This window comes from Mesorhizobium sp. B264B1B (genome assembly GCF_020165765.1).
In the GTDB taxonomy this organism is placed as follows: domain Bacteria; phylum Pseudomonadota; class Alphaproteobacteria; order Rhizobiales; family Rhizobiaceae; genus Mesorhizobium.
Genome location: NZ_JAIUIS010000021.1, coordinates 1 through 14050 on the forward strand (window position 1 = coordinate 1; position 14050 = coordinate 14050).

Sequence of the window (14050 nt, forward strand, 5' to 3'; positions counted from 1 at the left end):
GCGGTGGCGGATCAGCCGCCGGTGCCGCCGGCGGGGGTGGCGGGGGCTGGAGCTCCGGATCGCTGGCCTGCACCGGCGGCGTCGGATCGACCGGCGGATTGTTGACGTCGCCTTCGGACGGCACGGGCACCGGCGGCAGCTGGGAAGGTGGCGGCGGCGGCTCGACTGCCGGAGGTTCGGGCTCGAGCGCCGCGGTCGGTCCGATCGCCGGCGGCGCCGCGGCCGGCGATGTTATCAGCGACGAGCGCAGATACCAGTTCTCCGCGCTGCCTGCGGTGACGCCACCCTTGAACAGATAATATTCGAAGGCGCCCGCCGCGACCGGCGCGTCGAGCGCGAAGGCGCTGGCGCTGGAGGTGGCGCCATTGACCGCCTGGACGACCATGATGCCGTCCTGCGTCGTCTCGGCACCCGTGCCGCCGACATTGACCACCCCGATGCCGGTCGAGCCGGAAGCCGTGCCGCCCGACAGCACCAGCCTGTCCGAGGCCGAGGAATCATCGCCGAGTTCCGTCTGGATGAGCAGCAGGCCGCCAAGCCCGGTGTAATTGCCCGAAATCGTCAGCCGATCCGTCGCGCCTGTACTGCCATTGGTCAGGTCGATGCGGCCGGCATTGACGACGTCCGCAAGCTGGCCCGCCGTAAAGGCCTGTATCGACGCGTTGAAGCCGCCGCCATAGAGCGTGCTTGCCGCATCGACGCTGAGCGAGCCCGTGCCGGTGCCGCTGTCTCCCAGCACCAGATTGCCGTCCAGCGTGAGTTCGGTGTCGTTGGTGGCGTCGATGCTCTCCCAGTTCTGCACCCGGCTGATGCCTTTGAGCTTGACGTTGTCGAAACTCAACGTGTCGGTGCCGAGGCCACCATTCAGCGCGTCGGCGCCGCCCATATTGGAATTGGTCAGGTTGCTCAGCTTTGCCGTGTCGTTGTCGGCGCCGAGGTCGACGGCGCCATAGATGATGCCGCCGCCGTCCCAGACGAAACTGTCGGCGCCGAAGCTCATCAGCACGTCGCCGCCGACCGTGCCGCCGGTAATCGTCACGCTGTCATTGCCGCCGCTGACGCTGATGTTGCCGCCGATCGTGCCGCCCGAAAGGATGATCGTGTCCTTGTCGAAGCCGGTGACCAGGTTGCGGTCGATGGTGCCGCCGGACATGTTGAAGTAGTTCTGGTCGAGCTTCATGTTGACGCGGCCGATGCGGCCGCCGGTCATCACCGCATGGTCGCCGTCGTCGAAGAAATCGACGATGCGTCCGTCCGTCATGGCGAAGGTGTCGAGGCCATCACCCTGGTTAAGTGAACCGATCTGGCCGCCGCTCATGTTGAAGTCGTCGATGCCCGAGCCTTGCTGCACATTGCCGACGACGGTGCCCGCGCCGATGGTGAAGAAATCGGCGCCACCGCCCTGGTCGACCGTGCCGGTGATGGTACCGGATTGCATGTTGATGCGGTCCGAACCAACGCCGAAGGTGACATTGCCGCTCACCTGGCCGGTGCCGCCGGCGGGAAAGGTGAGCGTGTTGTCGCCGTTCAGATCGTTGAGGCTCCCGCCCGAATCGCCGCTGTCGCAGATGAAGGTGTCGTTTCCGGCGGTCGGAACGAGCAGGCATGCGGCGAAGGCGGCGGAATTGGGCAGCAACGCCAGCGACGTCGCGGCAAAAACGCCAAGCATTCGAGGAAGAAACATCACCGGCATATGCCGTTTCAGAACAACTAATTTAGCGATGTCTTCCGAATCGCCATTCGGAAGCCTGTTTTCAAAGCGCCGCACCGCGTCCCTCCAAGATTCGCGATTGCAAGCCCCCACCTACGCCGCAATGAAGACACAATTCGTTCCGTTTTACAAAGCCTAATCTGCCCGTCATGGTTGATGAACTGGAAAACGGGCCGGACAGAGCTGTGCTTTGATTGCGCCAGAATTGGTCCTTGGCGTGCGTCTCGCCAACCCTCCAAGCGTGTTGGTGGCGGCGCGTACGCTGGCGCGGCCACACAGCCCGCCGTTGGCGTTGTTTTCGTGATGCGCGGCTGATTGTCAGAGAATTGACCCGCGGCGGATCTTGGCTTAAAAACTGCCTCGGCCAGATTTTTTCGAGATCCGAAAAAAATAATGGCAAGGGAGGAAAACATGTATCTCGGCCTCGACCTTGGCACGTCGGGCGTCAAGGCGCTGCTGATCGATGCCGAACAGACCGTCATCGGTTCCGGCCATGGCGCGCTCGACGTTTCGCGGCCGCATCCCGGCTGGTCCGAACAGGATCCAGCCCACTGGCTACGCGCCTGCGAAGACGCGATTGCCGAACTGAAGGCCTCCCATCCCTGGCAGTTCGCGGCGGTGAAAGGCATTGGCCTATCCGGTCAGATGCATGGCGCCACCTTGCTCGATGCCTCTGACAAGGTGCTGCGCCCCTGCATTCTGTGGAACGATACGCGCAGCCATGCCGAGGCAGCCGCGCTCGACGCCGATCCGCGGTTTCGCGAGCTGACCGGCAACATCGTCTTTCCCGGTTTCACCGCGCCGAAGCTCGCCTGGGTGAAGAACAACGAACCCGCCATTTTCGCCAAAGTGGCCAAGGTGCTGCTGCCCAAGGATTTCCTGCGGCTGTGGCTGACCGGCGAACATATTTCGGAAATGTCGGACTCGGCTGGCACTTCCTGGCTCGACGTTGGGAAGCGGCGCTGGTCCGCCGACCTGCTCGCGGCCACGTCGCTCGACGAAAAGCACATGCCATCCCTGGTCGAGGGTACGCAGAAGGCCGGTGGGCTGCGCGGCGAGCTGGCGTCGAAATGGGGCGTCGAAGCCGGCATCCCGATTGCCGGCGGCGCCGGCGACAATGCGGCTTCCGCCTGCGGCATGGGCACGGTCCGTGCCGGCCATGCGTTCGTGTCTCTGGGCACGTCAGGCGTGCTGTTTGCCGCCAATGCCTCCTATCTGCCCAACCCGGCAAGCGCGGTCCACACTTTCTGCCATGCGCTGCCTGACACCTGGCATCAGATGGGCGTCATCCTGTCGGCCACCGATTCGCTCAATTGGCTGTCCGAGATTACCGGCAAGGGCGCAGGCGAGTTGACATCGGAACTGGGCGATACACTGAAGGCGCCGACCGGCGTGTCCTTCCTGCCCTATCTCTCGGGCGAGCGCACGCCGCACAATGATTCCGTCATTCGCGGCTCCTTTACCGGACTGGCGCATGAATCGAGCCGCGCCGTCCTGACCCAGGCCGTGCTGGAAGGCGTGGCCTTCGCCTTTCGCGACAGCCTCGAGGCGTTGAAGACTGCGGGCACGAGCTTGATGCGTGTGACGGCGATCGGCGGCGGCTCGCGCTCGCGCTACTGGCTGAAGGCCATCGCCACCGCGCTTCAGCTGCCTGTCGACATTCCCGCCGACGGCGATTTCGGCGCCGCCTTCGGCGCCGCCCGGCTCGGCCTGATCGCAGCGACGGACACTGATCCGCTCGATGTCTGCACGGCGCCGAGGACCGATGCAACGATCGAACCGGATGCCGGCTTGGATGGTGCATTTGCCGATGCCTACCAGCGCTACCGCGGGCTTTATCCGGCGATCAGGGCGGCAACGGCGTGAGCAGGCGCCACGCGCCCCCCTCTGCCCTGCCGGGCATCTCCCCCTCTAGGGGGAAGATCGGCAGCTTTGGCGGCTACGCTAGCCTTGCAAGGCCGGAGGTTGGCGAAGGTATAAAAATCAGCCAATCTCCCCCCTTGAGGGGGAGATGGCCGGCAGGCCAGAGGGGTGCGCCTGGCGCCTACCTTAGCCGTGAAGCCTCACTGCGCCGGCACCTTGTCGAGGAAGCCGGTGATGCTCTTCAGGCGGCCGTTCTCGATGACGCCGATATCGGTGCCTTCGATGATGGACGGTGTGCCCTCCGGGCCGAGGTTCCAGGAAAAGCGGATTTTGTCGGCAAACCCGTCCGGTGTGCCTTTCAGCGAGAAGCGGAAGCCGGCAAAGCGCTGCTGCACGCCGTCGATCAGCGCCGCGACGCCTTCATGGCCGTCGCCCTGCATGATGGGATCGCGATAGCTGACGTCTTCGGTGAAAGTCGCCTTGAGCAGCGCCTGACGGCGCGCGGCGTCGCTCTCGTTCCAGGCGGTGATGTAGCTTTCGGCGATCTTGTTGAGATCGGTCATGATCTGTCTCCTTCGTTGGCTTTGACATGACCCTTTTCACCCAACGGACGAACGGAACCAATTACGCCTGAGGTAATCAGGCGGAGCCATTTCGGAGAGGAAGGAAATCCATGAGCAGCGGCTTTTTCGGCGACATCCAGAAGATCAAATATGAGGGGCCGGACTCGGCCAATCCGCTGGCTTACCGGTTCTACAACCCGGACGAGCTGGTGGCCGGCAAGCGGCTGGAAGACCATCTGCGCTTCGCCGTCGCCTACTGGCATTCCTTCGCCTGGCCGGGCGGCGATCCGTTCGGCGGCCAGACCTTCGATCGGCCGTGGTTCCCCAAGGCCGGCGGCATCGACACGATGGAACTGGCAAAACTGAAAGCAGACGTCGCCTTCGAGATGTTCTCGCTGCTCGGCGCGCCCTATTTCTGCTTCCACGATGCCGACGTGCGGCCCGAGGGCAAGGATTTTTCGGAAAGTTCCGCGCGCCTCGACGAGATCGCGGACTATTTCGCCACCAAGATGAAGCAGACTGGCGTCAAGCTCTTGTGGGGCACGGCGAACCTGTTCTCGCACCGCCGCTTCATGTCGGGCGCCGCGACAAACCCCGATCCGGATGTGTTTGCCTATGCGGCGGCGACGGTGAAGAGCTGCATCGACGTCACCAAGCGGCTGAAGGGTGAGAACTATGTGCTTTGGGGCGGACGTGAGGGCTATGAGACGCTGCTCAACACCGACCTTGCCCGCGAGCAGGAGCAGGCCGGCCGTTTCCTCAACCTCGTCGTCGACTACAAGCACAAAATCGGCTTCAAAGGCACGATCCTGATCGAGCCGAAGCCGCAGGAACCCACAAAACACCAGTACGACTACGATGTCGCGACCGTCTATGGCTTCCTCAAGCGCTTCGGCCTGGAGAAGGAGGTCAAGCTCAACATCGAGCAGGGCCACGCCATCCTCGCCGGCCATTCCTTCGAGCACGAGCTGGCGTTGGCCAATGCGCTCGGCATCTTCGGCTCGATCGACATGAACCGCAACGACTACCAGTCGGGCTGGGACACCGACCAGTTCCCCAACAATGTGCCGGAGATGGCCCTGGCCTATTACCAGGTCCTGCAGGCGGGCGGCTTCAAGACCGGCGGCACCAATTTCGACGCCAAGCTGCGCCGCCAGTCGCTCGATCCGCAGGACCTGCTGATCGGCCATATCGGCGGCATGGATGCCTGCGCGCGCGGCCTGAAGGCAGCCGCCAAGATGGTCGAAGACAAGGCGCTGTCGGCTCCACTCGCCGAGCGCTACGCAGGCTGGAACAGCGGCGAGGCCAAGGCGATGCTTGCCGGCAAGCGCACGCTGGAGGACATCGCCGAGCGCGTGGTGAAGAAGAAGATCGAACCGCAGCCGCGCTCCGGCCGTCAGGAACTGCTCGAAAACATCGTCAACCGCTACGTGTAAGGGATGAAAGGCGGGCGGCGGCTCGTTCAGCCGCCGCTCCGCTTACCCACGCCGCTTCGCGGGGAGAAGTTCCCGGCGTCGCGCTTATTTGCCTGCCGCCCTGTTCGCCATTGAACGGAAAAGGTGCCGGCGGGCGGACGAGGGTGGCGCCGAGACCGGGTGAAAGGGCTTTGCGCCAGTGCGGAATCGACGACAAGGTTTTGCCCACTGACGCCCCTCAATCGCCTCTCTCTTGCCTTCAAACTGCCGTCACGAATCTCCTATAAGAAGGTGCTCGTGGCGGGAGAGGAAGAAGGAGGCGAACCGATATGCAGAACGAACGTGAAATCGACGCCCTGCTCTCAAATGGCGAGGCCGGGTCGATTATCGACCGGCTGATGGCAATGCCGCATCCGAAGGATGGTGCGCGCCGCTCCAACGAATGGGACCGCGCCGTTGCCAGCCGTTTCGAGACCCATCTGGCAAGACAGATGCGCTCGCAGATCGATAGTGGCGGCGACCGGCAGAAAGCTGCCTGATCAACCGCTTCCCACCCTCGGGTCAAGCCCGTGGGCATGCTTTGGACGACATGTACATCAACCCCGGCGTAGCCTGACCGGGGCTTCACCGAAAGTTCTTGAAAACGCCCTCGAAAATGCCGCGGCGGATGAAAATCCGGTCCGCCCGGCAATGTCGGCCATGGCCACTCTGGTGTCGATCACCAGCCGCCGCGCAGCGCCCAGGCGCAGCCTGAGATAGTAGGCGCCGGGCGTCTCGCCGATCGACTTGCGGAAGATGCTCTCCAGTGTCCGTGCCGTCACCCCGGCGCGCTTTGCCACGGCGGCGACCGTCAACGGCTGGTCGACATGCGCCTCCATCAGCCGGATGGCTTGCGCCAGGCGCGGGTCATAGCCGTCGAGCCGGCCGAGCGAGACCAGGGGCTGAGCGTCGGTGGCCGCACGGGCCTGATCGTAGATGAAGACGCTGGCCACATCGAGCGCCACGGCCATGCCGAGGCGGGTGCGAACCAGGTGCAGCATCAGGTCGAAGGTGGGCGAGGCGCCGCCTGAGGTGAAGACCGGCCCGTCGATGACGTAACGGTCCGGGCGGACGTCGACGCCCGGAAAGGCCGACGAGAAATCCTCCATGTCTTCCCAATGGGTGGTGGCGCTGCGGCCTTCGAGCAAGCCGGCCCGCGCGACCAGCCATGTACCGGCCTCGACGCCGCCGCAGGCGCGCGCCGAACGGGCGGCGCGGCGCAGGCCCGAGAGCAGAGCCGACGTCGCATAATTCTGCGTGCCGAAACCGGCGACGACGACAAGAACGTCGGTCGGTTCGGCCGCGTCGAAGCGGCCGCTGACCGCCACTGGCAGGCCGCAAGTGGTGACCGGCGCCTCGCCGGTTACGGAAACCAGCTTGAAATCGAACAATGTCTCGCCGGAGATGCGGTTGGCGGCGCGCAGCGGGTCGACCGCCGAGGCCACGCACATGATGGACGAGCCGGAAAACACCAGCATCGTCACCTTGAGCGGCAGACGCTCGGCGCGAAAGATCGTCAGTTTTTCGCCTTTAGTCATGGAAGCTTCGTAAAACGCAAAGCAGTTTTCGGCAAGCCGGGCGATGCTTGGCGCCTGTTTCGACTGGGAGGAGAGTTCCATGCCGCTTGCGATGAACCGTGAGGTTTTCATTACCTGTGCCGTGACCGGGTCCGGCGGCACGCAGGACCGCAGCCCGCATGTGCCGCGCTCGCCCAAAGAGATCGCCGATTCGGCCATCGACGCGGCCAAGGCGGGGGCGGCGATCGTGCATTGCCATGTGCGCGATCCCGAGACCGGCAAGCCCAGGCGCGACGTTCATCTCTACCGCGAGGTGACCGAGCGCATCCGCGAGGCAGACGTCGACGTGGTGCTGAACCTTACCGCCGGCATGGGTGGAGACATGGTGTTCGGCTCGCCCGAAGCGCCGCTGCCGCTGAATGAAAAGGGCACCGACATGGGCGGCGCCACCAACCGCATGGAGCATGTGCGCCAGTGCCTGCCGGAGATCTGCACGTTGGACTGCGGCACCATGAACTTCGCCGAGGCCGACTATGTCATGACCAACACACCCGGCATGCTGCGCGCCATGGGCGGCATGATGACCGCGCTCGGCGTCAAGCCGGAGATCGAGGCCTTCGATACCGGTCATCTCTGGTTCGCCAAGCAACTGGTCGAGGAGAAAGTGCTGAAGCCGGATGCGCTGGTGCAGCTCTGCATGGGCGTGCCGTGGGGGGCGCCAGACGACCTCAACACTTTCATGGCCATGGTCAACAACGTGCCGTCGACATGGAGCTGGTCGGCCTTTTCGATCGGCCGCAACCAGATGGCCTATGCCGCCGCCGCGGTGCTGGCCGGCGGCAATGTCCGCGTTGGGTTGGAAGACAATCTCTGGCTCGACAAGGGCGTGCTTGCCACCAACGCGCAGCTGGTCGAACGCGCCGCCAGCATCGTCACCAATCTCGGCGCCAGGATTCTAGGGCCGGAGGAAGTGCGCAGGAAGCTCAACCTCACCAAGCGGCCGCCGATCGCGGCATAGAGAGGGGAGCTTCAGATGGCCACCGTCAAATTCACCGCAATGAAGGATGGCGACAAGGACGACTACGAATTCCTGACCGCCCATGAAATCGACTATGCCGCCAAAACCGGTGATCGGTTGCTGGAAGCCCTGGTTCAACTCGACGAGGGCCTTTCCGGCTACAAGATCACCCGGCTCGGCCATTCGCTGCAGGCGGCAACACGCGCCTGGCGCGACGGCGCCGACACCGACTGGATCGCCTGCGCGTTGCTGCACGACATCGGCGACATCTACGCACCCTACAACCACGACGAATACGCCGCGTCGATCCTGAAGCCCTTCGTGCGCGAACAATGCACCTGGGTGGTGGAAAAGCACGGCGATTTCCAGCGCCTTTATTACGCCCATCATCTCGGCGGCAATCGCCACGCGCGCGACCGCTTCGCCGGCCATGCCTATTTCGACGATTGCGACCAGTTCTGCGAGCGCTGGGACCAGTCGAGCTTCGACCCCGACTACGAGACGCTGCCGATCGAGTTCTTCAGGCCATTCGTGCTCGAAGTCTTTGTCCGCAGGGCCTACGACCCCGCCATTATCCGCGCCGGCGAGCGCGTGCCGCTCACCGATCCCGAAACAGCCAAGACAAGAACCGGAGCCTGACCATGAGCATCATCAACAAGGCGGCCGCCATCGGCGGCGGTGTCATCGGCGCAGGCTGGGTGGCGCGCCTGCTCTTGAATGGCGTCGACGTGTCGATCTTCGACCCTGATCCCGAGGCCTCGCGCAAGGTCTCAGAAGTGATGAAGGGCGCGCGCCGCGCCTACAAGCAGATGGTTCCGGGCGGCCTGCCGAAAGAAGGCAGGCTGACCTTCGCCAAGACCATCGCCGAGGCGGTGGCCGATGCCGATTTCATCCAGGAAAGCGTGCCGGAACGGCTCGACCTCAAGCATAAGGTCCTGTCCGAGATCGATATCCACGCGCCGGCCAACGCCATCGTCGGCTCGTCCACATCAGGCATCAAGCCGACCGACATGCAGGTGGCGATGAAAAAACACCCGGAGCGGCTTGTCGTCGGTCACCCGTTCAACCCGGTCTATCTCCTGCCGCTGGTGGAAATCGTCGGCGGTGACCAGACATTCCCCGAGGCGGTCGAGGTCGCCAAGGAGATCTATGCCTCGATCGGCATGAAGCCTGTCGTCATCCGCAAGGAGATTGAAGCCTTCGTCGGCGACCGCCTGCTGGAAGCCGCCTGGCGCGAGGCGCTGTGGCTGATCAAGGACGGCATCTGCACCGTCGAGGAACTGGACGACATCATGCGCTATGGCTTTGGCCTGCGCTGGGCACAGATGGGCATGTTCCAGGTCTATCGCGTCGCCGGCGGCGAAGCCGGCATGCGCCACTTCATGGCGCAGTTCGGCCCCTGCCTGAAATGGCCGTGGACCAAGCTGATGGACGTACCGGAGTTCAACGACGAACTGGTCGACCTGATCGCCACGCAGTCGGACGACCAGGCGCATGGCCTGTCGATCCGCGAACTGGAAAAGATCCGCGACGACAATCTGGTCGCCATCATGGATGCGCTCTCGAAGCAGAACAAGGGCAAGGGCTGGGGAGCCGGCGCCCTGCACAGGGACTATACGAAGCAGTTGGCCAAGCTGGCGGCGAAAAAGCCGGCCGCCTCCAAGGCGGCCGAGAAGGCGAAGGCATCGAAGCCGGTGAAGAAAGCCGAAAAACCGAAGAAAAAGAAGAAAGGCTGAGACCATGGATTTCGGTCTGTCGGAGGAACAGAAGCTCATTGTCGAGACGACGCGCGCCTTCGTCGAGAATGAGCTTTACCCCCATGAGCGCGAGGTCGAGCGCACCGGCGTGCTGCGCCGCGAACTGATCGAGGAGCTAAAGGCCAAGGCGATCGAAGCCGGTCTCTATGCCGCCAACATGCCGGCCGATGTCGGCGGCGCGGGGCTCGATACGGTGACCTGGCTGCTCTACGAGAAGGAACTCGGCCGCGCCAACTACGCGCTGCACTGGACCTGCGTCGCGCGCCCCTCCAACATCCTTTTGGCCGGCACGCCGGAGCAGCGCGAAAAATATCTGTTCCCGTGCATCCGTGGCGAGAAATGGGATTGCCTGGCGATGACCGAGCCGGGCGCCGGCTCCGATCTGCGCGGCATGAAGGCGACCGCCGTGCAGGACGGCGACGGCTGGGTATTGAACGGCACCAAGCACTTTATCTCCCACGCCGACCTCGCCGACTTTGCCATTGTCTTCATGGCCTCGGGCGAAGAGGATTCGCCGCGCGGCAAACGCAAGAAGATCACCGCCTTCTTCGTCGACAAGGGCACCAAGGGCTTCACGGTGCGCGACGGCTACCGCAACGTCTCGCATCGCGGCTACACCAACGCCATCCTCGAATTCGACGATTGCCGCCTTCCGGCAAGCCAGGTGTTGGGTGAAGTCCACAAGGGTTTCGACGTCGCCAATTCCTGGCTCGGCGCCACCCGCCTGCAGGTCGGCGCCACCTGCCTCGGCCGTGCCGAGCGGGCGCTTGGCCATGCGGTCGAGTACGCCGCGCAGCGTCAGCAATTTGGCCAGCAGATCGGCAAGTTCCAGGGCGTGTCGTTCAAGCTCGCCGACATGGCAACCGAACTCAAGGCCGCGGACCTGATGGTGTTCGAAGCCGGCTGGAAGTACGATCAGGGCACCGTCACCGACCAGGACATGGCCATGGCCAAGCTGAAGGCCACAGAAATGCTGGCTTACGTCGCCGACGAAGCGATCCAGATCCATGGCGGCATGGGGCTGATGGACGACCTGCCGCTGGAGCGCATCTGGCGCGACGCCCGGGTCGAGCGCATCTGGGAAGGCACGTCGGAAATCCAGCGCCACATCATTTCGCGGGCGCTGCTGCGCCCGTTCGGGGCCTGATCCATGCACAAACTTGAACGCCTTCTGCGCCCTAAATCGATCGCCGTGTTCGGCGGCGCGCAGGCCGCCGCGGTCGTGGCACAGTCGATCAAGATGGGCTTTGCCGGCGAGATCTGGCCGGTGCACCCGAGCAAGGAAGAGGTCGCCGGCCGCAAGGCCTATCGTTCGATCGCCGATCTGCCCGGCGCGCCGGACGCCGCCTTTGTCGGCGTCAACCGACACCTGACCATCGACGTGATCAAGGCCCTGGCCGAACGCGGCGCCGGCGGGGCCGTCTGCTTTGCCGCCGGTTTCCTCGAAACCGAAGCCTATGACGCGGATGGCGAGCGCCTGCAGGCCGAACTCGTCGCCGCCGCCGGCGAGATGCCGATCATCGGGCCGAACTGTTACGGCCTGATCAACTATGCCGACGGCGCGCTTTTGTGGCCCGACCAGCATGGCGGCATAAGATTGGCCGACGGCGGCAAAGGGGTGGCCATCATTACCCAGTCGTCCAACATCGCCATCAACATGACGATGCAGAAGCGCGGCCTGCCGATCGCCTTCCTGATGACCGCCGGCAACCAGGCGCAGACCGGCCTCTCCGAAATGGCGCTCGGCCTGATCGAGGACGAGCGCGTCAGCTCGCTCGGCCTGCACATCGAGGCTTTCGATTCGGTAGCCGGCTTCGAGCGGCTGGCGGCACGGGCGAGGGAATTGAAAAAGCCGATCATCGCCATGAAGGTCGGCCGCTCCGAACAGGCCAGGCAAGCGACCGTCTCGCACACCGCGTCGCTCGCCGGCTCGGACGCAGCGTCCGGGGCCTTCCTGAAACGGCTCGGCATCGCGCGCGTCGATTCCATCCCCGCCTTCATCGAGGCGCTGAAGCTGCTGCATGTCACCGGTCCGCTGCCCGGTTACCGCCTGTCGTCGATGAGCTGTTCGGGCGGCGAGGCATCAGTCATGGCCGACAGCGCCGAAGGCCGCTGGATCAACTTCCCGGTGCTGACGCAAGAACACCGCGCCCATGTCAAGTCGACGCTCGGGCCGCTGGTCGCGGTCGCCAATCCATTGGACTACCACACCTTCATCTGGAACAACGAACCGGCAATGACCGCCACGTTCACCGCCATGGTGTCGGGCGGCTTCGACCTCAATATGCTGGTACTCGACTTCCCGCGCCCGGACCGCTGTTCGGTGACCGACTGGTGGGCGACGCTGCGCGCCTTCGAATCGGCGCTCAAGACCAACAAGGCACATGGCGCGATCGTCTCGTCGCTGCCCGAGAACCTGCCCGAGGAATACACCGCCGAGCTGATGGCGCGGGGCATGGTGCCGCTGTTCGGCATTTCCGAAGCGATGGATGCCGCCCAGGCGGCCGCCTTCATCGGCTGGGCCTGGCGCGAGCCGCAGGCGCAGCCGGTCGACACCTCAGCTTCCGGCGCTGCCGGCGGCGAGCATGTCACGCCTGACGAGGCGCAAGCCAAGGCGCGGCTGATCAAGGCCGGGCTGCCGGTGCCCAAGGGCGAGCGCGCCGACAGTGCCGTCGAGGCGGTGATCTCGTCCATGGCGCTCGGCTTCCCGGTGGCGCTGAAGGCGCTGGGTGTCACCCACAAATCCGAGGTCGGCGCCGTCAGGCTCAACCTCAGGGACGCCGAATCCGTCAGCACCGCCGCGCACGACCTTTTGCCGCTCGGCACCGGCCTTTATGTCGAGCGCATGGTGCGCGACGGCGTCGCCGAGCTGATCGTCGGCTTCACCCGCGATCCGATGTTCGGCGCTGTCATGACGCTGGGCACCGGCGGCGTGCTGGTCGAATTGCTGCGCGACAGCACCACCTTGATGCTGCCGGCGACCCGCGACGACATCGAGGCAGCACTTCGCGGTCTCAAACTGTTCCCGCTGCTCGAAGGCTATCGCGGTCGGCCGAAGGCCCACGTCCAAGCTGCCATCGACGCCATCGCGGGCATTGCTGGCTTCGTGCAGACGAATGCCGGCGAGATCGAGGAACTCGACATCAATCCGCTGATCGTCTGCAGCGAGGGCAAGGGCGCCTGGATCGCCGATGCGCTTTTGGTGCTGGGAGAGAACAAGAATGCCTGACGTCATTTCGACCCGCCGTGAAGGCTCGATCCTCGAGGTCACGCTCGATCGGCCCAAGGCCAACGCCATCGACCTGAAGACCTCTCGGCTGATGGGCGAGACCTTCAAGGCGTTTCGCGACGACCCCGGCTTGCGCGTCGCCATCATCAAGACCGCCGGCGACAAGTTCTTCTGCGCCGGATGGGACCTGAAGGCCGCCGCCGGCGGCGACGCCGTCGACGGCGACTATGGCGTCGGCGGCTTTGCCGGGCTGCAGGAACTGCGCGACTTGAACAAGCCTGTCATCGCCTGCGTAAACGGCATGGCGGTGGGGGGCGGCTTCGAGCTGGCGCTGTCCTGCGATCTCATCTACGCCTCCGATCACTCCTCCTTCGCATTGCCCGAGATCCGCGCCGGCACGCTTGCCGACGCCGCGACCATCAAGCTGCCGAAGCGCATTCCCTATCATGTCGCCATGGACCTTTTGCTCACTGGCCGCTGGATGGACGTTGCCGAGGCGCATCGCTGGGGCCTGGTCAACGAGGTGCTGCCGAAGGAGAAGCTGGAGGACCGCGTCTGGGAGATCGCCCGCCTGCTCGCCAGCGGCCCGCCGCTTGTCTTCGCCGCGATCAAGGAAACCGCGCGGGTGGCCGAAGCGCTGACTTTCCAGGACGCGATGAACAGGGTGACGCGCCGGCAGTTGCCGACGGTCGATGCGCTGTACGGTTCCGAGGACAATATGGAAGGGTTCCGGGCTTTTGCGGAGAAGCGGGAACCGGTGTGGAAGGGGAAGTAAAGCAATGCCAGAGATGACGGCGCGAGGCACCCCCCTCTGGCCTGCCGGCCATCTCCCCCGCAAGGGGGGAGATTGGATGTCATTTCCGCTTTCGCCAATCGTCAACGCTGCAATAAGGGCGATGTCGATTGAACTGCCAATCTCCCCCCTTGCGGGGGAGATG

At 64.4% G+C, this 14050-nt stretch carries 11 protein-coding genes and 1 pseudogene; 9 read left to right on the forward strand and 3 right to left on the reverse strand.

Annotation, left to right across the window (positions count from 1 at the left end):
• Window positions 1–1684: pseudogene (locus LB547_RS29480) on the reverse strand (autotransporter outer membrane beta-barrel domain-containing protein); the annotation flags it as partial.
• A gap of 438 nt (window positions 1685–2122) precedes the next feature.
• Here LB547_RS29480 and xylB point away from each other — a divergent pair.
• On the forward strand, window positions 2123–3577 hold the full coding sequence (xylB, locus tag LB547_RS29485) for a xylulokinase (protein ID WP_140517792.1): 1455 nt from the start codon (window positions 2123–2125) through the stop codon (window positions 3575–3577).
• Window positions 3578–3774: 197 nt separating this feature from the next.
• On the opposite strand, the gene LB547_RS29490 is transcribed toward xylB, so the two are convergent.
• Complete coding sequence (locus tag LB547_RS29490; protein ID WP_140525794.1) at window positions 3775–4137, reverse strand: nuclear transport factor 2 family protein; 363 nt, start codon at window positions 4135–4137, stop codon at window positions 3775–3777.
• A gap of 110 nt (window positions 4138–4247) precedes the next feature.
• On the opposite strand from LB547_RS29490, the gene xylA reads away from it, so the two are divergent.
• Together xylA and LB547_RS29500 are read left to right on the forward strand one after the other, a co-directional pair.
• Complete coding sequence (xylA, locus tag LB547_RS29495) at window positions 4248–5573, forward strand: xylose isomerase (RefSeq protein ID WP_140491093.1); 1326 nt, start codon at window positions 4248–4250, stop codon at window positions 5571–5573.
• A 308-nt stretch (window positions 5574–5881) separates the two neighbouring features.
• A complete protein-coding gene (locus tag LB547_RS29500) occupies window positions 5882–6091 on the forward strand; it encodes a hypothetical protein (protein ID WP_140517775.1) in 210 nt (69 codons plus the stop codon).
• Between the two features lie 57 nt (window positions 6092–6148).
• On the opposite strand, the gene LB547_RS29505 is transcribed toward LB547_RS29500, so the two are convergent.
• Window positions 6149–7129, reverse strand: a complete 981-nt coding sequence (locus LB547_RS29505) for a GlxA family transcriptional regulator (protein ID WP_140554542.1) — start codon at window positions 7127–7129, stop codon at window positions 6149–6151.
• Between the two features lie 79 nt (window positions 7130–7208).
• On the opposite strand from LB547_RS29505, the gene LB547_RS29510 reads away from it, so the two are divergent.
• The 6 genes from LB547_RS29510 to LB547_RS29535 are packed head-to-tail and all read left to right on the forward strand — an operon-like array spanning window position 7209 to window position 13887.
• Window positions 7209–8126 carry a 3-keto-5-aminohexanoate cleavage protein gene (locus tag LB547_RS29510; protein ID WP_140561818.1) on the forward strand — a complete coding sequence of 306 codons (918 nt, stop codon included), beginning with the start codon at window positions 7209–7211 and terminating at the stop codon, window positions 8124–8126.
• Window positions 8127–8141: 15 nt separating this feature from the next.
• Entirely contained in the window at window positions 8142–8765 is a 624-nt protein-coding gene (locus LB547_RS29515; RefSeq protein WP_140491104.1) for an HD domain-containing protein, read from the forward strand.
• Window positions 8766–8767: 2 nt separating this feature from the next.
• Window positions 8768–9862, forward strand: coding sequence for a 3-hydroxyacyl-CoA dehydrogenase NAD-binding domain-containing protein (locus LB547_RS29520; protein WP_140763758.1), 1095 nt, complete (start codon window positions 8768–8770; stop codon window positions 9860–9862).
• Between the two features lie 4 nt (window positions 9863–9866).
• On the forward strand, window positions 9867–11030 hold the full coding sequence (locus tag LB547_RS29525) for an acyl-CoA dehydrogenase family protein (protein WP_140763753.1): 1164 nt from the start codon (window positions 9867–9869) through the stop codon (window positions 11028–11030).
• A gap of 3 nt (window positions 11031–11033) precedes the next feature.
• Entirely contained in the window at window positions 11034–13112 is a 2079-nt protein-coding gene (locus tag LB547_RS29530) for an acetate--CoA ligase family protein (RefSeq protein WP_224702999.1), read from the forward strand.
• The gene (locus LB547_RS29535) at window positions 13105–13887 is read left to right on the forward strand and encodes a carnitinyl-CoA dehydratase (protein ID WP_140491114.1); all 783 of its coding nucleotides are present in this window, start codon (window positions 13105–13107) and stop codon (window positions 13885–13887) included. The genes LB547_RS29530 and LB547_RS29535 overlap by 8 nt, the downstream gene beginning before the upstream one ends.
• The last annotated feature ends 163 nt before the right edge of the window (window positions 13888–14050 follow it).